This is a genomic window from Pseudomonas sp. X4 (genome assembly GCF_040784925.1).
Taxonomy (GTDB): Bacteria; Pseudomonadota; Gammaproteobacteria; order Pseudomonadales; family Pseudomonadaceae; genus Aquipseudomonas; species Aquipseudomonas putida_Z.
The window spans coordinates 5102510-5126682 of the sequence record NZ_CP160798.1 but is presented as its reverse complement, the minus strand read 5'-3'; the positions used below and the strand labels follow the sequence as shown (position 1 = coordinate 5126682).

Annotated in this window: 20 protein-coding genes; 9 read left to right on the top strand and 11 right to left on the bottom strand. The window is 65.4% G+C overall.

What is annotated here, in order from left to right; all coding sequences use genetic code 11:
• Positions 1 to 35 precede the first annotated feature (35 nt).
• Positions 36 to 224: a hypothetical protein gene (locus ABX298_RS22800; RefSeq protein ID WP_003248064.1), complete on the bottom strand. Its 189-nt coding sequence runs from the start codon at positions 222 to 224 to the stop codon at positions 36 to 38.
• A gap of 151 nt (positions 225 to 375) precedes the next feature.
• On the opposite strand from ABX298_RS22800, the gene ABX298_RS22795 reads away from it, so the two are divergent.
• From ABX298_RS22795 to ABX298_RS22780, 4 genes are all read left to right on the top strand, one after another.
• A complete protein-coding gene (locus ABX298_RS22795; protein WP_367393684.1) occupies positions 376 to 834 on the top strand; it encodes a hypothetical protein in 459 nt (152 codons plus the stop codon).
• A 251-nt stretch (positions 835 to 1085) separates the two neighbouring features.
• On the top strand, positions 1086 to 1466 hold the full coding sequence (locus ABX298_RS22790; RefSeq protein ID WP_046616589.1) for a Mor transcription activator family protein: 381 nt from the start codon (positions 1086 to 1088) through the stop codon (positions 1464 to 1466).
• 64 nt (positions 1467 to 1530) lie between these two features.
• Entirely contained in the window at positions 1531 to 2190 is a 660-nt protein-coding gene (locus ABX298_RS22785) for a DUF2589 domain-containing protein (protein WP_367393683.1), read from the top strand.
• 75 nt (positions 2191 to 2265) lie between these two features.
• Complete coding sequence (locus ABX298_RS22780; protein ID WP_025338935.1) at positions 2266 to 2820, top strand: DUF2589 domain-containing protein; 555 nt, start codon at positions 2266 to 2268, stop codon at positions 2818 to 2820.
• Positions 2821 to 2839: 19 nt separating this feature from the next.
• Here ABX298_RS22780 and ABX298_RS22775 read toward each other — a convergent pair whose 3' ends face one another.
• From ABX298_RS22775 to ABX298_RS22765, 3 genes are read right to left on the bottom strand one after another with little or no spacing between them, the layout of a single operon-like run.
• On the bottom strand, positions 2840 to 6514 hold the full coding sequence (locus tag ABX298_RS22775) for a translocation/assembly module TamB domain-containing protein (protein WP_367393682.1): 3675 nt from the start codon (positions 6512 to 6514) through the stop codon (positions 2840 to 2842).
• A complete protein-coding gene (locus ABX298_RS22770; RefSeq protein WP_085704935.1) occupies positions 6511 to 8253 on the bottom strand; it encodes an autotransporter assembly complex family protein in 1743 nt (580 codons plus the stop codon). The genes ABX298_RS22775 and ABX298_RS22770 overlap by 4 nt, the downstream gene beginning before the upstream one ends.
• Positions 8254 to 8305: 52 nt before the next feature.
• On the bottom strand, positions 8306 to 8956 hold the full coding sequence (locus tag ABX298_RS22765; protein ID WP_075045090.1) for an N-acetyltransferase: 651 nt from the start codon (positions 8954 to 8956) through the stop codon (positions 8306 to 8308).
• Between the two features lie 132 nt (positions 8957 to 9088).
• Between ABX298_RS22765 and xthA the strand changes: the two genes are divergently transcribed.
• Positions 9089 to 9901 (top strand): exodeoxyribonuclease III, encoded by an 813-nt coding sequence (gene xthA, locus ABX298_RS22760; RefSeq protein WP_367393681.1) that lies wholly within the window; start codon positions 9089 to 9091, stop codon positions 9899 to 9901.
• Between the two features lie 169 nt (positions 9902 to 10070).
• On the opposite strand, the gene ABX298_RS22755 is transcribed toward xthA, so the two are convergent.
• The gene (locus tag ABX298_RS22755) at positions 10071 to 11003 is read right to left on the bottom strand and encodes a LysR family transcriptional regulator (protein ID WP_367393680.1); all 933 of its coding nucleotides are present in this window, start codon (positions 11001 to 11003) and stop codon (positions 10071 to 10073) included.
• 126 nt (positions 11004 to 11129) lie between these two features.
• Here ABX298_RS22755 and ABX298_RS22750 point away from each other — a divergent pair, with 126 nt between their 5' ends.
• Positions 11130 to 11393 (top strand): DUF2790 domain-containing protein, encoded by a 264-nt coding sequence (locus ABX298_RS22750; RefSeq protein ID WP_075045088.1) that lies wholly within the window; start codon positions 11130 to 11132, stop codon positions 11391 to 11393.
• 1 nt (position 11394) lies between these two features.
• Here the strand turns inward: ABX298_RS22750 and ABX298_RS22745 are convergent, their stop codons facing one another.
• Positions 11395 to 12087: a tRNA (adenine(22)-N(1))-methyltransferase TrmK gene (locus ABX298_RS22745; RefSeq protein ID WP_075045087.1), complete on the bottom strand. Its 693-nt coding sequence runs from the start codon at positions 12085 to 12087 to the stop codon at positions 11395 to 11397.
• 136 nt (positions 12088 to 12223) lie between these two features.
• On the opposite strand from ABX298_RS22745, the gene ABX298_RS22740 reads away from it, so the two are divergent.
• Together ABX298_RS22740 and ABX298_RS22735 are read left to right on the top strand one after the other, a co-directional pair.
• Entirely contained in the window at positions 12224 to 12604 is a 381-nt protein-coding gene (locus ABX298_RS22740; RefSeq protein ID WP_015270613.1) for a RidA family protein, read from the top strand.
• 204 nt (positions 12605 to 12808) lie between these two features.
• Positions 12809 to 14809 carry a U32 family peptidase gene (locus ABX298_RS22735; protein ID WP_075045086.1) on the top strand — a complete coding sequence of 667 codons (2001 nt, stop codon included), beginning with the start codon at positions 12809 to 12811 and terminating at the stop codon, positions 14807 to 14809.
• A 703-nt stretch (positions 14810 to 15512) separates the two neighbouring features.
• Here ABX298_RS22735 and ABX298_RS22730 read toward each other — a convergent pair.
• Positions 15513 to 16838 carry a sigma-54 dependent transcriptional regulator gene (locus tag ABX298_RS22730; RefSeq protein ID WP_075045084.1) on the bottom strand — a complete coding sequence of 442 codons (1326 nt, stop codon included), beginning with the start codon at positions 16836 to 16838 and terminating at the stop codon, positions 15513 to 15515.
• Positions 16839 to 17179: 341 nt separating this feature from the next.
• Between ABX298_RS22730 and ABX298_RS22725 the strand changes: the two genes are divergently transcribed.
• Entirely contained in the window at positions 17180 to 17446 is a 267-nt protein-coding gene (locus ABX298_RS22725; RefSeq protein WP_013972506.1) for a hypothetical protein, read from the top strand.
• A gap of 108 nt (positions 17447 to 17554) precedes the next feature.
• Here ABX298_RS22725 and ABX298_RS22720 read toward each other — a convergent pair whose 3' ends face one another.
• The 4 genes from ABX298_RS22720 to cobW form a co-directional block, all read right to left on the bottom strand.
• A complete protein-coding gene (locus ABX298_RS22720) occupies positions 17555 to 18121 on the bottom strand; it encodes a VWA domain-containing protein (RefSeq protein WP_317410283.1) in 567 nt (188 codons plus the stop codon).
• A gap of 101 nt (positions 18122 to 18222) precedes the next feature.
• Positions 18223 to 19245, bottom strand: coding sequence for an AAA family ATPase (locus ABX298_RS22715; RefSeq protein ID WP_317410278.1), 1023 nt, complete (start codon positions 19243 to 19245; stop codon positions 18223 to 18225).
• A 1-nt stretch (position 19246) separates the two neighbouring features.
• The gene (gene cobN, locus ABX298_RS22710; protein WP_367393679.1) at positions 19247 to 23008 is read right to left on the bottom strand and encodes a cobaltochelatase subunit CobN; all 3762 of its coding nucleotides are present in this window, start codon (positions 23006 to 23008) and stop codon (positions 19247 to 19249) included.
• 3 nt (positions 23009 to 23011) lie between these two features.
• Complete coding sequence (gene cobW, locus ABX298_RS22705) at positions 23012 to 24079, bottom strand: cobalamin biosynthesis protein CobW (RefSeq protein ID WP_075045080.1); 1068 nt, start codon at positions 24077 to 24079, stop codon at positions 23012 to 23014.
• Between the last annotated feature and the right edge of the window lie 94 nt (positions 24080 to 24173).

Genomic DNA, 24173 nt, shown 5'->3' with positions numbered 1-24173 from the left:
CGCATGGCCGGCCATGGCTGGCCGGCCCGCCAGGATCAGGGCTTGACCTTGCGCCGCAGGATGCCGTTGATCACCACGACCACCACGGCGATGGCAATGGCCAGCATCTGGAAGGTCTGCTCACTGATCGTGCCCTGCTTCTGCAGGTGGGACAGGCCCAGCATCAGGCCCAGTACCACCAGGATGATCAGAAGGGAATATTTGAGGCGCTGCACGTGTGTCATCGAAGGTTCCTTGCAACATCAGGGGCAAATGGCTCGCAACGAGCCGCGGCAATGATACAACGGCCACCGGCCCCGGCGCTGCATTTCCTGCTGGGTGGGCCGGCGCCTGCCTGAAAGCATGGGGCTCCCAAGCACCCATGCCGGAGGCACCATGTACAAACCCCTTCTGTTCGCGTCGCTATTGCTGACACCCTTTTCCCTTCATGCGCTGGACACCCGCCAGACCTCGGCCGAGCAACTGTTCGAACTGGGCCGCGAACTGGCTGCCCAAGCTGGCGCCAGCCAATGGCAACAACTGTGGCAGCGCGTGCGCCAGGCCGGTTACCTGCAGGCAAAAGGTGCGTCGGTGCATTTCAGTGTCCCCCTGGCGCAACTGCCCGAGTTGGCCCGGCAAACCCTGGCCCAGGCCGACCAGGTACAAGCGCAGCAGCAGACCCAGGCACTGTACCGCCGCAGCTTTGCCGACCAGGTCATCGGCCACCGTGACGGGCAGCCGCTGCATGCGCTGTGCCTGCTGGTCGATTGGCGCACGCTGCCACAAGGCATGCGCGACTACCCCCAGGCCTACCTGCGCAGCGCCAGCCTGCTGAGCAGCTATCCGTGCGATTGAGGGTTACCACACCCAACGCGCTGCACAGGGAGTGACGTGATGGGAAATCACCCGCCACAGCCAAATGTTGAAGCCATGTCCTACAACGCCGGATATCGCTGCCTGCAAAACCTGTTCGCGGAAGCTACAAGCCCCAACCCATATGGCGCCTAGCGACATGCCTCGGCTGTCACAGAAAATCCAGCCACACCTTCGACATAACGCCGCTGGTGATCGGTTAGCACAGCCCATCCGTCCCGAAGGAGCGCCATATGCAACTGCCAGACTTGAGCCACATCGATATCAGCCAACTGCCCCACTCGCTGCAGGCCCTGATCGACTGCATCGGCATCGACAACGCCTACCAGCTGACCTGCGCCTACGGCGGCAGGCCCAAGTACATCCCCAAGCACCGCGAGCGCACCAAGCTTGCCGACGTGCTGCCGGCCGAAGCGCTCGACGCACTGATAAAGCGCTTTGCCGGTGTCGCCCTGGAAATTCCCAAGGCTGACCATTTCATGCGCCAGTTGCGCAACCTGCAGATCCAGAAGGAAAGCGCCAGCGGCTTGTCTCGCAGCCTGCTCGCTGACAAATACGGCCTGAGCCTGCGCCAGATCGGCAATATCCGCCGCCAGGAGCATTGCGCGCGCTGAAGCCCAGGCATCGTGACCACGATTGATAGCCAAGTTTTTAACCCAACCAGAAGAGAACCCAGCAATGTCGATAGATAACAGCCTCATCGGTTCCGTAATCAATGCCTTGCCGATGGACCGCATGATCGCAGGCCCCCTGCAGGCCATGGTCCAGGCCCAGGTCACCGCCAGCAAATCCTACGCCGACTTCCTGATGCAGGTGTGCGTCCAGGACGGCAAGGCCGTGGCCATCCAGTTCGACTACGACGAAACCATCGTCGACGAACAAGGCGAGTACAAGGGCGTGGTCAGCAAGACCATGAAAGTGCCGCTGGTGGCAGCCATCACCCACCCGAACATTTCCATCGAAGAAGGTAATGTCGAGTTCGAGCTGGTCATCAACCAGATGTCGGAAGACGTTTCCAGCAAGGACATGAGCGCCGAGGCAAGCGGTTCGCTGGGCTGGGGGCCGTTCAGGCTCAACGTGAAAGGCAGCGTCAGTCACAAGTCCACGCAAACCCGCAAGACTGACACCCGCGCCCGCTACGCCTTCAACACGACCTTGAAGCGCCAGGACCCGCCTGAAGCGATGATGCGGGTGATCGACTTCCTGACCGACGCCGCGACAAAGCCGACCGTGGTCAAGACCGCCACACTGGAAAGCCAGGACTTGATTTCCCAGGCCGATACCTTGAAGAACCCTGCGGCCGACGGCGCTCCGGCCCTCGGCGCCGCCACCGCTTGAGGCGCACCTCCCCGCCCCGAACAGCCCCCCTGACCAGCCACAGGGGGGCACCACCTGGCCTGAGGAGTCGAAGCATTGGATAAATCCCCCGCCCCCATGACTTCCATCGACCTGCGCGAAATCACCCGTGGCCTGCAGGAAGCCGCCAGTGCTACCAACAGCCTGATCGCGCAGCAGTACATCAACCTGTTCGACCAGTTCTTCGAATGCGACACCGAAGCGTTGGGCGCGCCCATGAAAGCCAAGATGGTCGAAGTGGCCATGGACGGCCAGCACATCATGCGCGTACCGCTGTTCGCGCTGGTGTCGCCCAAGGGCCTGGCCCTCGAGCGCATGCAGGTCGACCTTTCGGTAAGGGTCAAAGGCACCGAAGCACAGCAGGCACTGCTGACCGCAGGCGAGAACAAGGCGGCCAGCTTCAAGGTCACCATCGGTGGCCAAAGCCGTCAGGGCGACAACCGTGACCCCGATGAAGTGCAGATCCGCATGCAGTTCCAGGCCAGCGAACCACCAGAAGCCCTCAACCGGCTGATCGAGGAGTACACCAGCCTGATCATCCCGGTACGCGCCCCCAGCCCGCCGCCCTCGCCCGACACCAATGAGTTCATCGAGGCGGCCATCGTCCGTTGACGGCCGCCCCCGCGACGGCTCAGAAGTCGCGCTTGTAGAAAATGTCCAGTGAGCTGGCCAGCCCGCTGGCAGCCTCGAGGTACACCTTCTTGCTCAACTTGTAACGCAATGCAATGGTGTTCGCAGGCTCGAACACCCCTACCCCATAGCGAAGGCTCAGTTTCTCGGTGAGGTTGCCGCTGGCGACCACGCTGGTGGTATTGCCCGAACCTTCGGTGTCCAGCTGGAAGTCGTCGATACCCAGGCTCGAGGCCAGGCTGCCGGTGATACCGGCGCTACCCGCCAGGCCCAGGCCCAAGGCCGCTTCGGCAAGCATGTTGTTGTCTTCGCCGGACGCGCCCAGAGGCCGCCCCAGTACCAGGTACGACAGCGCCTGCTCCTGGCTCATGGCCGGCTCCGAGAACACTTTGCTGGTGGGCTGCTCGGCACTGCCGCTCAGGCGGATACCGGCAATCACGTCGTCGACCTTGCGGATCGCTTCGATGTCCAGGTACGGCTGGTCGATCGGGCCTGCGAACAGCAGCCGCGCACGGCGGATGGTCAGGCGCTGGCCGTAGGCACGGTAGCGGCCGTCGGCCAGGCTCAGCTCGCCACGGGTGTCGAGGTTGTCGCCGATGTGCACATGGCCGAGCAGATTGGCCTTGAGGCCAAAGCCACTGAACGAAAGCTTGTCGCGGCCCACTTCGACATCGATGTCCATGGCCATCGCCATGGGTGGCTTGCCCTCTTCGGTCTGGTGGCCGACGATCACCGTGTCATCCGAGACCTTGACGGTGGACGGTGGCAGCTCGCGTACAGTGATCGTGCCCTTGGGCACCTGTACCTTGCCGGTCACCGCCAGCTTGTCGTCGATCAGGCGCAAGGTCAGGTCCGGGGCAACTTCCAGCGTCGCATAGGGTTCGACCGTGACGGGCAGTTGCTGGCCCTGCAGACGCAGGTCCATGCCCAAGGCCTGGCCCCAGGTGAGGTTGCCATTCAACTGGCCACGCCCCGCCTCGCCACTGCGCCAGCCGCCATTGAGCTGTACCTGCTCGCCGGCAATCAATGCCTGCAATGACAGGTCCTCGAGGCTGACCGGCAGTTCGGCGCCACTGACTTCGCCGCCGCTGAGCATCAGGTTGCCGTTGACCTGCGGCGCCAGCAAGGTGCCCGACAGCCGGCCACTGCCATTGAGCTGCCCGGCCAGGCGCTCGACCATAGGCACGAACGGGCGCGCCACCGACAGGTCGAGGCCGGCCAGGCGAAAATCACCCGACAGCGGTTTGTTCTTGCCCAGTGGATCGAGGCGGGTGTTGACGTTCAGCTCGCCCAGGCGCTCGCCGCGGAACGCCAGGCGGGTATCGATGCGCCTTGGCGCCAGCGTGCTGTCCAGGCGCAGGGCCTGGTACGGGAAGTCGATCCAACGGTCCTTGTCGCGCACGCGCAGGCTACCGCCACTGGCGTCGACGACGATGTTGCCCTTGGGGCCACTGGCCGGGATGTCCAGATTGATGTCGGCATTGAGCAGGCCCTGCCAGGCGAAGTCCTTCGGCAGCCACTGGGCCAGGCTGTCCAGCGGGAACTGCTTGAGGTGGTAGCGCAAGCGTGGCTCGGGGGCCAGGCGCTGGTCGTCGCCACACAAGCTGGCCTGGCCGGAACGCCAGCAGTGCGCAGCAAAGTCCAGCTGGCCGCTGGCCAGCCGCTGCACGCGCGCCGGTGCCTGCAACTGCCAGTCCTGGCCGCCGGCCTGGATTCGCCCACTGGCCAGGCGCCCACGCCAGTCACCCTTGTTCAACTGGCCATCCAGGCCGAGGTCGAGCTTGAGCTGCGGGCCGTCCAGCGCCAGGGTCAACGCTTGCTGGCGAATGTCGCCTTTGCCGTTGGCCTGCAAGGTACCCAATGCCGTGTCACCCAGGTGAATGCCGCTGGCCTTGAGTTCGATCACGCCGCGCTGGGCGTTGTCCAGGCGGGCATCCAGGTCCAGCTGCTGCAAGCGGTTTTCCGCCTGGGCCAGGCGCTGGCCCTGCAGGGTCAGCGTACCTTGCGGGGCCTGCGAGGTGCCAGCGACGTCCAGCCGACCCTTGACCTGGCCCTGCAACCTTGGCCACAACTGGCCCAGGCGCGGCAGGTCGAGGTCGACCCGCCCGGCCAGGCGCTGCTGCAGGCTGCCACTGCCATTGATGCGGTTGTCCCCCAGCTGGATTGCCAGGGCGCCCAAGGTCCAGCTCTGCCCTGCCCCCTGGGCCTCGACCTTGAGCATTGCCGGCTGGCCCCGCAGGCGGCCTTTCAGGTCAAGCTGGGCATCGAGGCTCAGGGCGTCGCCTTTCATCTCGCCTTTGCTGCGCAGCGGCCCCGCCAAGGTACCCGGCAGCTCGGCCAGCCAATAGGCTGGGTCAAGCGCCGACAACTGCAGGTCGACATCCCATGCCAGGGTGTCGGCAAAGCGCACGGCGACACTGCCGGCAGCCTTGCCTTGCCCGGCGCTCAGCGCCAACTGCGGCAGCTTCACCTGGCTCAGGTCACCTTCGAACGGGCTGGCCAGGCTGAACGCGCCGGCCGGGCCATCCAGGTCGCCATTGAAGGTGCCCTGGTAGTTGCCATCGCGATAATGCACCTGGGCCATGAGCCGCTTGAGGGTAACCTCGGGCGGCGTCTCCAGTTGATACAGGCGCAGCCACGGGAAGTCCTGCCAGTCCAATTGGGCGTCGGCGACCAGGCCTTGCTGCCAGTCAGCCGTGGCTTGCAACTTGACCCGCTGGGTATCGCTGGCGTTCAGGTCCAGGGCATCGAGCCTGGCGCCTTTGCTGTCGACCAGCCCGGACAACAGCAAGACGATCGGCGACTGCTCGGCCGGCAGGCTGGCCGACCCCGACAGTTGATAGCCCTTGAGCAGGTCGCCCCGGGCGTCAAGCTTGAGCTGGTTGAACTGCACGGTGTCGGGCAACGAGGCGGCCGGCTTGAATGCCTCGGAGCGGATCTGCAATGTCGCCGGCAGGTGCTCGGCCAACGCCTGAAATTGCCCGTTCAGCTTGGCGTCAAGGTAACCACTGCTGGTGCCGGTGAGTTTCAGGGTTTTCTGCAGCTCGCCGGTGGCGGTCAGCGCCAGCTGCCAAGGTTTGCCGTCCACCGCTGGCAATTGCAGCTGCGCCTGGAGTTGCATCGGCCAGTCAGCTTCGGGCTGCAGGTCGCCCTGCAGGTTCAATTGCAGGTCATCGCGCTGCAGGTGCAGGCTGTCGATGCGCAGCCCGGTATTGGTCCAGTGCGCCGCCAGTTGCAAGTCGCCAAGCAGGTCGCTGCCATCCAGGCGCAACTGGCCAACCTTGACCTCACCCAGTTCGATGGCCAGCGGCAAGCGCAGGGCCGGCAACTGCAGCGGGCCACTGTCGGCCGATTCGGCGCTGGGCGCAAAGGCCATGTCGATGCGCTGTGCCTGCAACTGGTCAATGCACAAGGTAGAGCGCAGCAGGCATGCCGGCGACCAAGTCAGCAGCGGTGCCTGCACCTCTACCGTGCTGCCGGCATCGGCCCAGCTCAGCCGGCTGGCTTGCCAGCTACCTGCCAGGCGGCCCTGGAAGTCAGCCACCTCAAGCCCGGGCACCTTGCCCAGCACCCAGCGGCTGCCGGCCTCGGTCCCCAGCAGCAGGCCGAGTACCAGGCCCAGGCTTGCGGCGACCCCGAGCAGGCCCGCCAGAATGTACTTGATCACGCGTTTCACAGCTCAGGCCCCATGGAAAAGTGCAGGCGAATTCCCCCTTCATCATCCAGCGCCTTGGCCAGGTCCAGGCGCAGCGGCCCGACCGGCGACACCCAGCGCACGCCAAAACCGACACCGGTCTTGAGGCTTGGCAGCTCCAGGTCGTTGAACGAGTTGCCCTGGTCGACGAAGGTTGCCAGCCGCCACTTTTCGGTCAGCGAATACTGGTACTCGACACTGCCGGCGACCAGGTAGCGCCCGCCAATGCGGTCGCCGTCGCTGTTCTTCGGCGACAGGGTCTGGTAGTCATAGCCACGCACGCTCTGGTCGCCACCGGCGAAGAAGCGCAGCGACGGCGGAATGTTGTTCTTGAAGCCATTGGTCGCGCTGCCACCGAACTGCACCCGGCCGAGCAAGCGGTGGTCATGGCCAAGCGTGGTCAGGCCCTTGAGCAGCACATTGCCATGCAGCAGGTTGGTGTCCGAGACCAGCCCTTCCTTGGCCACCTGCACATCGAACTGCAGGCGGTAGCCGTTATGCGGGTCGATGCGGTTGTCACTGCGCAGGAAGGAGTAACTCACCCCAGGCATCAGCAGGTTGCTCAGCCCGGAGTCATCACCCAGGCGGTACTCCTCGCGCTGGTACTTGAGGGAAATCACCCGCTGCCAGCCGCTTGGCAGCTTGCTGTGCCACTCGGGGCCCACCGTCAGCAGTTTGCTGAGGGTATCGGTGCCGGCAATTTCTTCGTTCTGGTAGCCGCCGGCAAAGCGCAACTTGTCGGTCAGCGGCGGGTCGAGGGGGATGTCGTACCAAAGGCCGACGTTCTGCCGGGGCGCCGACAGTTCGGTTTCCCAACCGTAGCTATGGCCCTGCGGGTTGACCCAGTGGCGGGTCCAGTTGGCCTTGCCGCGTGGCCCGACGTCAGTCGAGAAGCCCAGGCCCAGGCCCATGGTGCGCGGCTTGCGGGTTTCCAGGCGGACATCCACGGGGATTTCTTCGCCCACGGCGGCGGTGGGCGCCGCATCCACGCGCACGCCTTCGAAGTAGCCGCTCGATTGCAGGTCGTTGTTCAGCTCGGCGATCAGTTCCGAGTCGTAAGGTGTACCCGGCTTGAACGAGACCATGCGCTGCAGCAGGTCGTCGTCCAGCGGTGTGTCGCCACCAAAGGTGACGGCGCCCAGGTGATAGCGCGGGCCGCTCTGGTAGACCAGTTCGATATCGGCCACACCCGCCTGGGGGTCGACCGCCAGGCGCTGGCGGCTGAAGCGCCCACTGAAGAAGCCATAGCGCGACGCCTGGTTCTGGATCAGCCGTTTGGCATCCTCGTAATGGCCGTGGTTGAGTTGTTCGCCCGCGCGCAGGGCCTTGCTGTCGGGCACGCGAAAGGCCTTCATCTCGCTGGCGGGGCCTTCGATGCGTACGGTCACGTTGCGCAGGCGAATCGGCTCGCCGGGGTCGATGGTGATGATCAGTTGCGGGGAGCGGTCAGCCTCGCTGGCGGGCTTGACCTCTGTGTCGATCTGCGCCTGGTAGTAGCCAAGTGCCTGCGCGGCTTTGCGCGCCTGCTCCTGGGCGCCGCGACTGAAGCGCAGCAGCGCTTCTTCATCGCGGTCACCAAGGGTACCGATATAGCCTTCGACATTGGCCTTGAGCGCCTTGTTGGCCGGTTTGACCTTCACCAGCAACTCGCTCTGGCCCCATGCTGCGAAACTGGCGACCCAGATAACCAGGCCCCAGGTCAATCTTCCTGAATACGTCATGCGGCGCATGCTACCAGAGCCGGGCGCTCAAGGGAGCCGCCGTGCCGTCTGCTCAGGCAAAAGCAGAATTGGAAGAGACCGGATTGGGATGGAAGAACACCCTCTCACGGATTGGTCCTACAGCCACCTCGCCAATTTCCTCATAACCCTGGCGCTGGTAAAAGGCCAGATAGTGCTCGTTGCCGGTGTCCAGCACCACACCCTGGGTACCAGGGTCGTCTGCGCACCAGTCATGCACAGCTTGTAACAATTGCTCGCCGTAGTGCTTGCCCTGAAATTGCGGGTGCACGCCCAACAGCGGCAGCACATGCACCTCGTCGGTGGGCAGGCAGGTGGCCAGGGCGGCCTGGTAGTCCATGTAACGGCGCGTACAGCGCAGGCCGGTGCCCATCATCATGCGCAGGCGCCAGGCCCAGCTGTCGGCCACGCCCAACCGGCGCAGCGGCGGCACGATCAGGGCGAGTGCGATCAGGCGGTCCTCCACCAGCAGGCCGATGGCGGGCAGTTGCAGGTAGAAGTGCTGGCGTACCCACTCGCGCACCATCACCCGCAGGCGCCGCTCATAGCCTGGGCGCTGGGCCTCGAAGATATAGGCGAAGGTAGGTTCGTGACGGTAGGCGTTGTACAGCAACGAACGCGCCTCGCGGCTGTAACCGTCATCGAGCAGGCAGACACGGGCCGGAGTGGCAGTGGTTTCGGGCATTGCGGGCAGTCCTCCTGGAATGGGCTTACAGTGCCCTGGAAAGGACGTTAGCAGCAGGCTCCCGAAGCCGCCATGCTGGTGATGGCAAGCGATGTCGGCTAGCATCGCGCCTTTTACCGGGATTATCTTTCCATGAAGATCGTCTGTTTCAACATCAACGGCCTGCGGGCCCGCCCGCACCAGCTGGCGGCGCTGATCGAAAAGCACCAGCCGGACGTGATCGGCCTGCAGGAAACCAAGGTCAGCGACGATCAGTTCCCGCTGGCCGACATGCAGGCGCTGGGCTACCACGTGCATTACCACGGCCAGAAAGGCCACTATGGCGTGGCCCTGCTGTCGCGCCAGGCACCGCTGAGCCTGCACAAGGGCTTTGCCAGCGATGAAGAAGACGCCCAGCGCCGCTTCATCTGGGGCACCTTCGCCGATGCCGATGGCAACCCGATCACCATCATGAACGGCTACTTCCCCCAGGGTGAAAGCCGCGACCACCCCACCAAGTTCCCGGCCAAGCAGCGCTTCTACAGCGACCTGCAGGCGCTGCTGGAAGGCCAGTTCCGCAACGACCAGCCACTGCTGGTGATGGGCGACATGAATATCTCGCCGCAGGACTGCGACATCGGCATCGGCCCGGACAACGCCAAGCGCTGGCTCAAGACCGGCAAGTGCAGCTTCCTGCCGGAAGAGCGCGAGTGGATGGAACGTTTGAAAGGCTGGGGCCTGGTGGACAGTTTCCGCCACCTGTACCCGGAAGTTTCCGACCGCTTCAGCTGGTTCGACTACCGCAGCCGTGGTTTCGAGGATGAACCCAAGCGCGGCCTGCGCATCGACCTGATCATGGCCTCGCAGCACCTGGTGCCGCGGATCAAGGCGGCGGGTGTGGACTATGAACTGCGCGGGATGGAAAAGCCGTCGGACCATGCGCCGATCTGGCTGGAATTGAGCTGATCACCAGCTGAACGCACAGCACCTGTAGGAGCGGCCTTGTGTCGCGATAGGGCCGCATGGCGGCCCCAGTAATTTGTGCATCGAAGCTGACATCCTGGGGCCGCGTTGCGGCCCTATCGCGACACAAGGCCGCTCCTACAAGGGCCAGCGTTAACCGCCCCGCACTCGGCTATCGCCAATAGCGCGAATCATCCACCACCCTCGCATGCCCCTCGAACAGCGCCGGCAACTGCTCCTTGAGGTAGTCGATCCAGGTGCGCACCTTGGCATCCAGATAGTGCCGTGACGGGTAGATCGCATACAGCGCGCTCTCGCGCAGGCGATACGGCGCCAGCAGCCGGCACAACCGCCCCTGCTCGATCGCCTGGCTGGCGGTGTAGAACGGCAGCAGGCCAATGCCCATGCCCAGCTCGCTGGCCACCAGCATGGCGTCGGCGACGTTGGTGGAAAAACTGTCGTTCGGTGCGATCACGCACTGGTCCACCCCTTGCGGGAACACCCAGTCACCTTCGTACATCGGATAAGCCATGCGCAGGCAACGGTGCTGGTGCAGGTCTTCCGGGCACTCTGGCACACCGTGGGCCACCAGGTAGCTCGGCGCCGCGCAGGGGATGCTGAAAATGTTGCCCAGCGGCACGGCGATCAGCTGCGAATCCGGCAGCGCCCCGTCCACGGTAATCACCACGTCATGCCCTTCGGCCAGGGGGTCGGGGTTGCGCTGGGACAGGGTCAGCTCGATCACCACCTCTGGGCACAATGCGTTGTAGCCGGCCACCAGCGGCATCAGCAACAGGCCCAGACCGTGCGGGCAATGCAAACGCAGGTGGCCGCGGGGCGTGAGATGCGCGCCACGGGCTTCGCCCACCGCCTCTTCGGTCAGCAACATGATCTGCCGCGAGCGCTCGAGAAACCGCTCGCCAGCCTCGCTCATGCGCAAACGCCGCGTGGTGCGGTGCAGCAGGCGGGTCTGCAGCTGGTTTTCCAGCTCGGCAACGATGCGCGAAACCTGCGCCGCAGAAATGTCCAGGGCATTGGCGGCCGCAGCGAAGCTGCCACATTCCACCACACGGGCGAAGGTACGCATGGCATGCAGCATGTCCATGAAGGTGTGCTCCTTGTTCGGTCTTATTCTTGCGTTACAGGCAGGAATCTATCACGGGTTAGCCCATTTATTGTGGATGACCAATGAATGGATCATTAGCCATACATTGAAAAAAAGGAGCCTGCCATGAAACGTTCGATCGCTGTCCTTGCCGTTGCCGCTACTCTCGCCTCGTTCGGTGCCCTTGCCGACACCGGCAGCAACCAGCCGGTCAGCAGCAGCAACTACGAATACGGCATGCCGCTGGACGTGGCCAAGGTCATCTCCATCACTCCGGCCAGCAACGCCGCCGACTGCCAGGTTGGCACCGCGCACATGGTGTATGTCGACCACCAGGGCCAGAAGCGCGAAATCGACTACCGGGAAATGGGCAACTGCTCGCAGCAGTGAGTCAGGCCAGCACCTCGGTGATCCAGCCGACCTGTTGCCTGAAGTCGTCGATTTTCGCCTGAGGCACCGCACCGCGGGCCCGCTCGAAGTTGGCCAGGGTCTGCTGCTTCTGCCGCAGCATGCGCCGCCACTTGACCAGGAACGCCTCGCTTTTCTCCTGCACCAGCACCGGGCCGAAGTACAGCTGTTCAGCGGTGTACGCCGCCCCGCCCGGCTCGGCGACGATGATCTCGTAATCGAAGCGGTTTTCCCGCAGCAGCTCTTCGCTGACGATCCGGTAACCATTGCCCACCAGCCACTGGCGCAATTCGCGCTCGGCGCCATTGGGCTGCAGCACCAGGCGGGTGACGCCAGCCAGGCGCTGCTTGCCGGCCTCGAGGATTTCGCACATGGTGTCGCCACCCATGCCGCAGATACTGATCACCGTGATGCGGTCTTCCGCCTCGACCGCTGCCAGGCCATTGGCCAGGCGCACGCTGACCCGCCCTTCCAGGCCGTTCCTGCGCACGTTGCGCTGGGCCGAAGCAAACGGCGTCTGCGCCACTTCGCCCGCTACCGCCGCGTCCAGCACGCCGCGCAGCATCAAGGCCACCGGCAGGTAGCCATGGTCCGAGCCGATGTCGGCCAGGCGCGCGCCTTGCGGTACTTGTGCAGCCACGCGCTCCAGGCGCCTGGACAATGTCTGTTCGTTCAACGTAAACCCCTGCTTTGCAATCGGCCGCGATTCTGACGGCGAACGCCGCGCATTTCAAACACCGGGGTGCCCTCGACCGTGCCGGCGCGCTCGCGTAGGCTTGCCGCTTTCCTTCCGTAGCAAGGCAAGACACACCATGGCACAAGCAGACATCATCTACACCCCGGACCCGGACGCCGAGTCGATTTCCTCCGACGTTGCCGAATACAACGGCGTGCTGGTCACCACGCAGATCCCGACCCACGCCGATGGCAGCCTGGAACTGGGCGGCATCGTCGAGCAGAGCGAGTGCACCCTGCAGGCGCTGAAAGTGGCGCTGGAGAAGGCCGGCAGCGGCATGGACCGCGTGCTGCACCTGACCATCTACCTCACCGACATGGCCGACCGCGCGGCATTCAACGAGGTGTACCAGCGCTTCTTCAGCAAGCCCTGGCCGGTACGCGCCGCCGTGGGCGTGGCTGCACTGGCATTCGAAGGCATGCGCGTGGAAGTGACCGCAATGGCCGCCAAGCGCTGATTCACCTTCAAGGGCCCTATCGCCGGCAAGCCAGCTCCCACCTCGACCGCGCTGCCCTCAGGCCTGTGCAGTACCTGTGGGAGCTGGCTTGCCGGCGATAGGGCCGGTGCAGGCAATACACCTCTCGGCACCCCGATGATGCCGCCAGCCCGTTTCGCCGCTACAATGCCCGCCTAAACCGTGACAGCCCGAACCTATAACGACATGTCCCTTCCAAAGAATCACCTGGAACTGCTCAGCCCTGCCCGTGACGTGGCCATCGCTCGCGAAGCGATCCTGCACGGCGCAGACGCCATCTACATCGGTGGCCCGAGCTTCGGCGCGCGCCATAACGCCTGCAACGAAGTCAGCGATATCGCCGAACTGGTCGAGTTCGCCCATCGCTACCACGCACGCGTGTTCACCACCATCAACACCATCCTCCACGACAACGAGCTGGAGCCCGCGCGCAAGCTGATCCACCAGCTGTACGACGCCGGTGTCGACGCGCTGATCGTGCAGGACCTGGGGGTGATGGAGCTGGATATCCCGCCGATCGAGCTGCACGCCAGCACCCAGACCGACATACGCACCCTGGAACGGGCCAGGTTCCTCGACCAGGCCGGCTTCTCCCAGCTGGTGCTGGCGCGTGAGCTGAACCTGCAGCAGATCCGCGCCATCGCCGCCGAAACCGACGCCGCCATCGAGTTCTTCATCCACGGTGCGCTGTGCGTGGCCTTCTCCGGCCAGTGCAACATCTCCCATGCGCAGACCGGCCGCAGTGCCAACCGCGGCGACTGCTCGCAAGCCTGCCGCCTGCCCTACACCCTGAAGGATGACCAGGGCCGCGTGGTCGCGTTCGAGAAGCACCTGCTGTCGATGAAGGACAACAACCAGACCGCCAACCTGGCCGACCTGGTCGATGCCGGCGTGCGCTCGTTCAAGATCGAAGGCCGCTACAAGGATGTGGCCTATGTGAAGAACATCACCGCCCACTACCGCAAGGAGCTCGACGCCATCCTCGAAGGCCGCCCGGAGCTGGCCCGCGCCTCCAGCGGCCGCACCGAGCACTTCTTCGTGCCCGACCCGGACAAGACCTTCCACCGCGGCAGCACCGACTACTTCGTCACCGACCGCAAGGTCGACATCGGCGCCTTCGACTCGCCAACCTTCACCGGCCTGCCGGTGGGTGTGGTGGAAAAGGTCGGCAAGCGTGACCTGCAGGTGGTCACCGAGGTGCCGCTGACCAACGGCGACGGCCTCAATGTGCTGGTCAAGCGCGAAGTGGTGGGCTTCCGCGCCAACATCGCCGAACCGCGTGGCGAGTTCGAGGAAGACGGCGAGAAGCGCTACCGCTACCGCGTCGAGCCCAACGAAATGCCCGAAGGCCTGCACAAGCTGCGGCCCAATCACCCGCTGTCGCGCAACCTAGACCACAACTGGCAGCAAGCCCTGCAACGCACCTCGGCCGAGCGCCGCGTCGGTGTGCAATGGCACGCAGTACTGCGCGAGCAACGCCTGGCGCTGACCGTCACCAGCGAGGAAGGCGTGAGCGCGCAATTGGCACTGGACGGCCCGTTCGGCCCGGCCAACAAGCCGCAGCAGGCGCTGGACCAGCTGCACGACCTGCTCGGCCAGCTGGGTACCACCATGTACCACGCCGACAGCATCGAGCTGGACGCCCCGCAGGCGTACTTCGTCCCCAACTCGCAGCTCAAGGCCCTGCGCCGCGAAGCCATCGAGGCGCTGACTGCGGCACGGGTGCAGGCGCACCCGCGTGGCGGGCGCAAGGCCGAGACCACGCCACCGCCGGTATACCCCGAGTCGCACCTGTCGTTCCTGGCCAACGTGTACAACCAGAAGGCCCGCGACTTCTACCACCGCCACGGCGTGCAACTGATCGACGCGGCCTACGAGGCCCATGAAGAGCACGGCGAAGTGCCGGTGATGATCACCAAGCACTGCCTGCGCTTCTCCTTCAACCTGTGCCCCAAGCAGGCCAAGGGCGTGACCGGCGTGCGCACCAAGGTGGCGCCGATGCAGCTGATCCAGGGTGATGAAGTGCTGACCCTGAAGTTCGACTGCAAGCCGTGCGAAATGCACGTGATCGGCAAGATGAAAAGCCACATCATCGACCTGCCGACCCCGGGCAGCGCGGTGGCCCAGGTGGTTGGGCATATCAGCCCGGAAGACCTGCTGAAGACCATTCCGCGCGGGCCGCATTGATCGGTAGCCGGTAAGGGCCCTTTCGCGGGCACGCCCGCTCCCACAGGGATCTCCACAGTCCTCCATACCTGTGCAGTACCTGTGGGCGGGTTTACCCGCGAACACCGGCGTAGCCGGTGCCATCCACCGCGGCGCCTGCTTCGCGGGCATGCCCGCTCCCACAGGGGATCGCTCAAGGCCCCGGGGCTTGCGCCATGCCTGTAGAGGCAATGGTCTGACTCAAAGACCTTGAGGCCTGCACGGTCAGTGTGGGAGCGGGTTTACCCGCGAACACCGGCGCAGCCGGTGCCATCCACCGCAGCGCCTGCTTCGCGGGTGAACCCGCTCCCACAGGGATCGTGCAAGACCTAGGCGTGGCGCGATGCCTGTAGTGGCAATGGCCTTGCTCAAGACCTCGAAGCCTGCACGGTCAATGTGGGAGCGGGCATGCCCGCGAACACCGGCGTAGCCGGTGCCATCCACCGCAGCGCCTGCTTCGCGGGTGAACCCGCTCCCACAGGGGATCGCTCAAGGCCCCAGGGGCTTGCGCCATGCCTGTAGAGGCAATGGTCTGACTCAAAGACCTTGAGGCCTGCACGGTCAGTGTGGGAGCGGGCACGCCCGCGAACACCGGCGTAGCCGGTGCCATCCACCGCGGCGCCTGCTTCGCGGGCATGCCCGCTCCCACAGGGATCACGCCAATACATGACCTTTGCGCTGCTGCTCAGCGAATCTGATGCTTGTGCAGCAACCGATAGAAAGTCGGCCGCGATATACCTAGCACCTTGGCCGCCACGCTCAGGTTGTCACTGTGCCGGCTGAGTACATCGCACAGCGCCTGGCGCTCGGCCCGGTGCTTGTACTCCTCCAGCGTACCCAGCGGTTGCTGCATCTGGTCAAGGGTCTGCAATCCCAGGTCCTGCGCCTCGATTTGCCGGCCTTCGGCCAGCACCAGCCCGCGCCGCACCCGGTTGGCCAACTCGCGGACATTGCCCGGCCAGTCATGCCGGCCCATGGCCGCCAGGGCATGGTCGCTGAACGAACGCGGTCGACGCCCGGTTTCCAGGCTGTAGAAATGGGCAAAATGACTGGCCAGCATCGACAGGTCGCCATGCCGGTCGCGCAAAGGCGCGGTCACTACCTGCAACACGTTCAGGCGGTAATACAGGTCTTCGCGAAAACGCCCTTGCTCAATGGCCCTTTCCAGGTCCACGTGGGTAGCCGCCAGCACCCGCACATCCACCGGGATCGGCTGGCTGCCCCCCACGCGTTCAATGTGCTTTTCCTGCAGAAAGCGCAGCAAGTTGGCCTGCAACTCCAGCGGCAGGTCGCCAATTTCGTCGAGAAACAACGTACCACCATGGGCCGCTTCGATGCGCCCGGCCTTGCGCTGATGAGCACCGGTGAAGGCGCCCTTCTCATGGCCGAACAGTTCCGACTGGATCAGGTGCTCGGGGATCGCCCCGCAGTTGATGGCAATGAACGGCTGTTCGCTGCGTTGCGACTGCCGGTGCAGGGTGCGGGCCACCAGTTCCTTGCCGGTGCCGCTTTCACCGCGGATCAGCACCGGCGATTCAGTAGGCGCCAGCTTGCCCAGCAGCTTGCGCAACTCGCGGATCGGGCGGCTGTCACCGAGCAGCTCGTGGCTGGTTTCATCCACCCTCGCCAGCCCTTTGCCACGCAGGCGCGCCATGCCGAAGGCCCGGCCCAGGGTGACCTGCACGCGGGAAACGTCGAACGGCAAGGTGTGGAAGTCGAAGAACCATTCACAAACGAAATCGCCGACGGCCGGCATGCGCAACTGTTCGGCGCTGAGCACGGCAATCCATTCGGTGTTGCTGCGCTTGATCAAGTCCTTGACCCCGTCCGGGCGCCTGAGGTGCGACGCCTGCAAGCGCAACAGACCCACATCGCAAGGATGATCCAGCGCGGCACCCAGCATGCAACTGTCCACATCCCAGCCTGCGCTGCGCAATCCAGGCAACAAACGGTGGCAGTCATCGCAGGGGTCAACGATGAGCAAACGGCGTTGGGCGGCAGGCTGCTGCATGACCGATCCTTGGCGCCAGTTTTCGGTTTTGTGAAATAAAACAGTAAGTTGTGGCGCCCGATTAACAGTAGCAACGAAGTTGACGGTTCCCAGTACCGTCTGTCTGCCGAATCATTTTTTTACAATCAGTGACGGGAATTTTCGCACTTTATCGACATCACATGGCGGCATGGGCAAGAACGGATTCGAACCTGGCAAATTTTTTTACAACCAATGTGTGACTCGCCCCCGGACAACGAGCATCAGTACACATAACCCCGCGCTGCACTTCGCGATAACCGAGGCGACTTTGAAGCAACGCGGACTTACCTGGATGTTTGGGACCATAGAGAGACCGAACCATGAATGCCCCGCTCCGTGTCAACGAAGCACTGCTGATTGCCGACCACGCCTTCGAACCTTTCCAGTGCGTAGCCTGGGATGCACCCAACGGTACTGGTGAACTGAGCCTGGCAGTGATCGACCGGACCAGCACCCGCATCGGCAGCAAGCAAGTGTCCTCGCGTATCTACTCCGACCCGGCCCAGTGGGCCAGCCTGATCGAGGAAGTGCGCGCCGAACTGTGCGAAAAAGGTTACGACCTGCAACCGTGGTCGATGCCGAAATAATATCGGCCGGCAAACCAAGTGCGTGCACCGCCACGCACTTGTACAAACTTCCGGGTTGCTGTTCTGGCAACTTTTCTTATTGCGACATAGTGTCGCATCGATACTTTTTCAATCCACCAACCTGAACTGTTGCAGGTGCTGGTATTCAGCCTGAAGTTGTTGCGCCAGACGCTGCGCACGGCCCAGGCGCACTGGCGCCAGTTCCATATCCACCAGCAAAGTGGCACACGGCATCGGCTGCACGGTATTCCAGTGCTGCAGCCGACCGTCGGTAAACACCAGGCAGCGCAATGCTTCTTCAGGGTGGGCCCGTTGCCGCGCCTGCAACCAGTGCCGAGCCTGTTCCAGTGCTGCGATCAACGGCGTGCCGCCACCGGCACCCAAGGCTTGCAGCCAAGGTTGCAAAGCGGCCGAGGCCTTCAGGCCGTGGCGCTGCCACTGCGGCGTGCGCCCGCTGGCGGTAAGCAGGGCCAGCCGGGCACGCTGGCGGTAGGCCTGGTCGAACAGCGCCGCCAGCAGCCCTTTGGTTTGTGCCAGCGCCTGGTGGCGGCGGGTCGAGGCCGACGCATCGACGATTACCAGCCACAGTTCTGCAGGCTTGGCCTGGCGTTGCTGCCAGCACAGGTCCTGGCGCTGGCGTGGCCGGCCCTTGAGCAGGGTCGGCAGCCAGGCCACCCGACCGGCCGCGGCACTGCGCGCCCGGCCTCGGCTGGCACCGTACTGTTTACCTGCGCCTGCTCTGGCATCCGCCCCTTTGGCAGGTGGCTGGGGGATGCTCAGGGCTTTTTTGCCCAATTCGGCACCTCGCGGCGGGCGCCGCTGGCCACTGGCTGCGCCGCCATCGCACCCCAGTCGCCCTGCCCGCCCTGTTCGCCAGGGTTGCCTGCGCCTTCCCGATCGGGTTGTTTCTCAGGCTGCTGCGGTGCCGCAGGGGGGTTGGCCTGGGGCGCAACGCGGCGGCGATGGCGCAAGGCGAACTCGGCCACTGCATCGACATCGGCCTCTTCGATGGCCTCGCCACCGCGCCAGGCACAGTGGGCGCGTGCGGCGCGCAGCCAGACCAGGTCGGCGCGCAGGCCGTCGACCCCGGCGGCGTAGCAGCGTTCGGTGATCCAGGCCAGCGCCTGGTCGTCCAGGGCAATACCGGCCAGGGCCTGGCGCGCCGCCTGGCAGCGCTCGCGCAATTGCGCCTGGGCCTCGGCCCATTGCGCGCAGAAGGCCTGCGGGTCGCTGTCGAAGGCCAGGCGGCGGCGAATGATCTGCTGACGCGCCTCGGGCTCAGGCAAGCCTTCCAGGGCCACGTTGAGGCCAAAGCGGTCGAGCAACTGCGGGCGCAGTTCGCCCTCCTCCGGGTTCATGGTGCCGATCAGTACGAAGCGGGCACTGTGCCGGTGCGAGATGCCGTCGCGCTCGATGCGGTTGGTGCCACTGGCCGCCACATCGAGCAGCAGGTCGACCAGGGTATCGGGCAGCAGGTTGACCTCATCGACATACAGCACGCCGCCATCGGCCTGGGCCAGCACCCCCGGGGAAAACTGCGCCTTGCCCTGCCCCAGCGCGGCATCCAGGTCGAGGGTGCCGACCAACCGTTCTTCGCTGGCGCCCAGTGGCAGGGTGACGAACGGGCCCTCGCCGAGCAGGTCGGCCAAGCCACGGGCCAGGGTGCTCTTGGCCATGCCACGCGGCCCCTCGATCAGCACGCCGCCGATCTTCGGGTCGATGGCGGTCAGGCACAGCGCCAGTTTCAGGTCATCGGCACCGACCACGGCTGCCAGTGGAAATTGCACGGGTTCACTCATTTCAAGCCTGTTCCTCGCCGTCGAGCAGTTGGTCCTCGAGGGCTTCGCGGTAGTCGCCAGGCGCCTGCCACAGGCCGCGCTGCTGGGCCTCCAGCAAACGTTCGGTAAGGTCGCGCAGGGCCTCGGGGTTGTGCTCGCGCATGAAGTCGCGGGTCGCCGGGTCGAGCACGTAGGCATCGGCCAGCGCCTGGTAATGATGGTCGTCGATCAGCTGCGTGGTGGCGTCGAAGGCGAACAGGTTGTCGACCGTCGCCGCCATCTCGAAAGCGCCTTTGTAGCCATGGCGCTTGACCCCGTCGATCCACTTCGGGTTCAGCGCCCGGGCGCGGATGACCCGGTTCAGCTCTTCCTTGAGGGTACGGATGCGCGGCCGGTCGGCCTGGCTGTGGTCGCCGTGGTAACTGGCCACTGCCGCACCGGACAAGGTTTCCGACGCCGCCAGCATGCCACCCTGGAACTGGTAGTAGTCGTTGGAATCGAGCAGGTCGTGTTCGTGGTTGTCCTGGTTCTGCATCACTGCCTGCACCTTGGCCAGGCGCTGGGCGAACTGGGCGCGCGCCGGGGTACCGTCGTCGCTGGCGCCGTAGGCATAGCCGCCGTGGTTGAGGTAGACCTCGGCCAGGTCGTCGCGGCTGTGCCACAGGCGCCCGTCGATGGCGTTCTGCACCCCGGCGCCGTAGGCCCCGGGCTTGGCACCGAACACCCGCCAGCCAGCCTGGCGCGCGGCCTGCTCGGCGTCCACGCCCTGCGCCTGCAGCGCGGCGCGCTCGCTACGCACGCGGGCGGCCAGGGGGTTGAGATCGTCGGGCTCGTCCAGCGCGGCCACCGCCTGCACTGCGGCATCGAACAGGCGGATGAGGTTGCCGAAGGCATCACGGAAAAAGCCGGAAACGCGCAAGGTCACGTCCACCCGCGGGCGGTCGAGCAGGCTGAGCGGCAGGATCTCGAAATCGTCGACCCGCTGGCTGCCGGTGGCCCACACCGGTCGCACGCCCATCAGCGCCATGGCCTGGGCGATGTCGTCGCCGCCGGTACGCATGGTTGCCGTGCCCCACACCGAAAGGCCGAGTTGGCGCAGGTGATCGCCGTGGTCCTGCAGGTGGCGCTCGAGGATCAGGTTGGCCGAGGCGAAGCCCAGGCGCCAGGCGGTGGTGGTGGGCAGGTTGCGCACGTCCACGGTATAGAAGTTGCGACCGGTGGGCAGCACGTCCAGGCGCCCACGGCTGGGCGCGCCACTGGGGCCGGCGGGCACGAAACGCCCGGCCAGCGCCGCCAGCAGGCCATTCATTTCGGCGCTGCCGCAGGCGTCCAGGCTGGGGGCCACCGCTTCGCGCAGCGCCTGCACCACATCGTGCACCGGCTGCCATTCGCTCTGGGCTGGTAACTGTGCTGTTCCGCCCAGCGCCTGGTCGATTACCTGCAGCGCCAACAGTTCGAGGCGTTCGCGGGTATCGCCACAGATGCGCCAGGGCTCGCTGCTCATGGCCTGCAACTGCTCGGGGCGTGAGCCCTGCCACGGCTGCCCGAGCTCGCAATCGAGCGGGTCGAAACCCGGCACCAGCGCCTTGGCCAAAGCCCGCAGCAGGCTGGCATTGCCGCCGCGACCGTCGCCACGCTCAACCCGCAACAGCGCCAGCAAGGTATCCAGCCGCAGCCGGCCTTCCGGGGACTGGCCGAACACATGCAGGCCATCGCGAATCTGCGATTCCTTCAGGTCGCACAGGTAGGTGTCCAGGCGCGGTAGCCACACAGCGGCATCGTCCAGTTGGCCTTCCAGCTGCAGTTCGCGGTCGATGTGGTTGGCCTTGACCAGTTCGAGAATGTCGCGCTGCAACTCGCGGGCGCGCCGCGGGTCGAGCAGCTGTGCTTCGTAGAACTCGTCGGCCAATTGCTCCAGGTGGCGCAACGGGCCATAGGTTTCGGCACGGGTCAGCGGCGGCATCAGGTGGTCGATGATCACCGCCTGGGTACGGCGCTTGGCCTGGGCACCCTCGCCCGGGTCGTTGACGATGAACGGGTAGATATTTGGCAGCGGGCCGAGCAAGGCGTCCGGCCAGCACTGCGCCGACAACCCGACGCCCTTGCCGGGCAGCCATTCGAGGTTGCCGTGCTTGCCGACGTGGATCACCGCGTCGGCGGCAAAGGCATGGCGCAGCCAGAAGTGAAACGCCAGGTAGCCGTGCGGCGGCACCAGGTCCGGGTCGTGGTACACCGCGCTGGGGTCCACCTGGTAGCCCCGCGCCGGCTGGATGCCGACGAAGGTCAAGCCAAAGCGCAGGCCGGCCACCATCAGCCGGCCACTGCGGTACATCGGGTCCTGCTGCGGTGGCCCCCAGCGTTCCAGTACGGCCTGGCGGTTGGCCTCGGGCAGGCGCTCGAAGGCGGCCTGGTAGTCGGCCAGGCTCAGGCTCTGCGCGCAGGGGCGCAAGTCCAGATGGTCGAGGTCGTTGGTCACGCCGCCGAGCAACTGGTGGATCAGTTGCGTACCGCTGCCCGGCAAGTCGGCCAGCGGATAGCCTTCGGCCTGCAGGGCCTTGAGGATGTTCAGCGCCGCCGCTGGCGTGTCCAGGCCAACGCCGTTGCCAATGCGGCCATCCCGGGTCGGGTAGTTGGCCAGCACCAGGGCCACGCGCTTTTGCGCATTCGGCAGGCGCGCCAGTTCGACCCAGCGGCGGGCCAGTTCGGCGACAAAGTCCATGCGCTCGGGGTGGGCGCGGTAGCAGACCACGTCGGACTGGCTGCGCTCGCTGCGCCAGGCCATGTCCTTGAAACTGACCGGGCGGGTGATGATCCGCCCGTCCAGCTCGGGCAACGCGATGTGCATGGCCAGGTCACGCGCCCCCAGGCCCTGCTCGCTGGCTTCCCAGCCGGGCTGGTTGTCTTGCGCGCAGATGGCCTGCAGCACCGGGGTGTCGCGACGGAACGGGCGCAGGTTGGGCCGTTCGGGGCTGGACAGGGCAAAGCCGGTGGTGTTGACCAGCACTTCGGCACCCACCTCGTCCAGCCAGGCTTCGACCTGTTCCAGGCAGGCGCTTTCCTTGAGGCTGGCCACGGCGATCGGCAACGGGTTGAGCCCGGCGGCCTGCAGGCGCTGGCAGAACACATCGATGAACGCGGTGTTGGCCGCCTGCAGGTGCGAGCGGTAGAACAGCAGTGGTGCCACCGGCTGTTCGGGATGCCACTGCGGGTACCAGTCCTCCAGCGTGGCGCTGCCCTTGGCCGGGTGATACACGGCGGTGCGCGGCAAAGGCTGCGGCTCGTCCCAGGCATAGTCGCGGCCCAGCCACTGGCTGGCCAGGCAGTTGAACAGGTTGATGGCGTTGGCCTTGCCGCCCTGGCGCAAGTAGTGCCAGAGGCGCTCGGCCTGCTCGCCGCTGACACTGCCCAGGCTGGTCAGCTCCGGGTCCGGGCGGTCGTCGCCCGGCACCAGGATCAGTTGCACGCCACGGCCGGCCAGTTCGACCAGTTGCTCGACGCCATAGCGCCAGTAGCCGACGCCGCCGTGCAGCGACACCAGGATGACCTTGGCATGGCGCAGCACCTGGTCGACGTACAGGTCGACCGAAGCATGGTTCTGTACCTGCATCGGGTTGGCCAGGCGCAGGCTGGGGTAATCCTCGGGCAATTGCTCGGCGGTATCGGCGAGCAATGCCAGGTGCGAATCGCCGCTGCAGAGAATCACCAGCTCGGCGGGCGTCTGGCCGAGGTCGGCAATGCTGTCATCCGGCACGAAGCCGCCGGGCTGGGTCCGCAGCAGGTGCATGGGTCAGGCGCCCAGTGCCTGGCGCAGGCGCGCTTCCAGCTGGGCGGCGTCGAGGTCCTGGCCGATCAGCACCAGGCGGGTGATGCGCGGCTCGCCGGCGCGCCAGGCGCGGTCGAAGTGCTTGTCGAAACGGGTGCCCACGCCTTGTACCAGCAGGCGCATCGGCTTGCCCGGGATGGCAGCGAAGCCTTTGGCGCGCAGGATGCCGAATTCCACCACCAGCTGGGTCAGGGCGTCGAGCAGCAGGCTTTCGTCGGCTTCGGGCAGGTCGATGGAGATGGAGTCGAAGGCGTCGTGGTCATGATCGTCATGGTCATCGCCGTCATGATGCGAATCGTGGTGGGTACGGCGGCCATCGATGTGCGCCTCGGACTCGGCGCCCACGCCCAGCAGTACCTCCAGCGGCAGCTTGCCGCTGCTGGCCTCGATCACCTTGACCGCCGGCGGCAGTTCTTCGGCCACCTCGGCGCGCACCTTGGCCAGGCCTTCGGCGTCGATCAGGTCGGCCTTGTTCAGCACCACCAGGTCGGCGCTGGCCAGCTGGTCGGCGAACAGTTCGTGCAGCGGCGACTCGTGGTCCAGGTTGGGGTCGAGCTTGCGCTGGGCATCGACCTGGTCCGGGTAGGCGGCGAAGGTGCCAGCGGCCACCGCAGGGCTGTCGACCACCGTGATCACCGCGTCGACGGTGCAGGCATTGCGGATTTCCGGCCACTGGAAGGCTTGCACCAGCGGTTTGGGCAGGGCCAGGCCGCTGGTTTCGATGAGGATATGGTCCAGGTCGCCACGGCGTGCCACCAGCTCGCGCATCACCGGGAAGAACTCTTCCTGCACGGTGCAGCACAGGCAGCCGTTGGCCAGCTCGTAGACGCGACCGGTGGCTTCTTCTTCGGTGCAACCGATGCTGCACTGCTTGAGGATTTCGCCGTCGATGCCCAGTTCGCCGAACTCGTTGACGATCACCGCAATGCGGCGGCCCTGGGCGTTGTCGAGCATGTGGCGCAGCAAGGTAGTCTTGCCCGAGCCGAGGAAGCCGGTGACGATGGTGACGGGGAGCTTGGCCAGTGTTTTCATGTCGCATTGCCCTTGGCAGATTGGCGCGGGCATGCAGGACGACAGCCACGGGCCAGGCTGGCCGGGCTTGTTCGCCACCGGATCACCCCGCCCG

Coding starts and splice junctions, on each gene's coding strand:
- ABX298_RS22770 (WP_085704935.1), bottom strand. CDS start 8,253: ATGACGTATTCAGGAAGATTGACCTGGGGCCTGGTTATCTGGGTCGCC.
- ABX298_RS22800 (WP_003248064.1), bottom strand. CDS start 224: ATGACACACGTGCAGCGCCTCAAATATTCCCTTCTGATCATCCTGGTG.
- ABX298_RS22790 (WP_046616589.1), top strand. CDS start 1,086: ATGCAACTGCCAGACTTGAGCCACATCGATATCAGCCAACTGCCCCAC.
- xthA (WP_367393681.1), top strand. CDS start 9,089: ATGAAGATCGTCTGTTTCAACATCAACGGCCTGCGGGCCCGCCCGCAC.
- ABX298_RS22755 (WP_367393680.1), bottom strand. CDS start 11,003: ATGGACATGCTGCATGCCATGCGTACCTTCGCCCGTGTGGTGGAATGT.
- ABX298_RS22795 (WP_367393684.1), top strand. CDS start 376: ATGTACAAACCCCTTCTGTTCGCGTCGCTATTGCTGACACCCTTTTCC.
- ABX298_RS22765 (WP_075045090.1), bottom strand. CDS start 8,956: ATGCCCGAAACCACTGCCACTCCGGCCCGTGTCTGCCTGCTCGATGAC.
- cobW (WP_075045080.1), bottom strand. CDS start 24,079: ATGAAAACACTGGCCAAGCTCCCCGTCACCATCGTCACCGGCTTCCTC.
- ABX298_RS22735 (WP_075045086.1), top strand. CDS start 12,809: ATGTCCCTTCCAAAGAATCACCTGGAACTGCTCAGCCCTGCCCGTGAC.
- ABX298_RS22730 (WP_075045084.1), bottom strand. CDS start 16,838: ATGCAGCAGCCTGCCGCCCAACGCCGTTTGCTCATCGTTGACCCCTGC.
- ABX298_RS22725 (WP_013972506.1), top strand. CDS start 17,180: ATGAATGCCCCGCTCCGTGTCAACGAAGCACTGCTGATTGCCGACCAC.
- ABX298_RS22785 (WP_367393683.1), top strand. CDS start 1,531: ATGTCGATAGATAACAGCCTCATCGGTTCCGTAATCAATGCCTTGCCG.
- ABX298_RS22750 (WP_075045088.1), top strand. CDS start 11,130: ATGAAACGTTCGATCGCTGTCCTTGCCGTTGCCGCTACTCTCGCCTCG.
- ABX298_RS22715 (WP_317410278.1), bottom strand. CDS start 19,245: ATGAGTGAACCCGTGCAATTTCCACTGGCAGCCGTGGTCGGTGCCGAT.
- ABX298_RS22740 (WP_015270613.1), top strand. CDS start 12,224: ATGGCACAAGCAGACATCATCTACACCCCGGACCCGGACGCCGAGTCG.
- cobN (WP_367393679.1), bottom strand. CDS start 23,008: ATGCACCTGCTGCGGACCCAGCCCGGCGGCTTCGTGCCGGATGACAGC.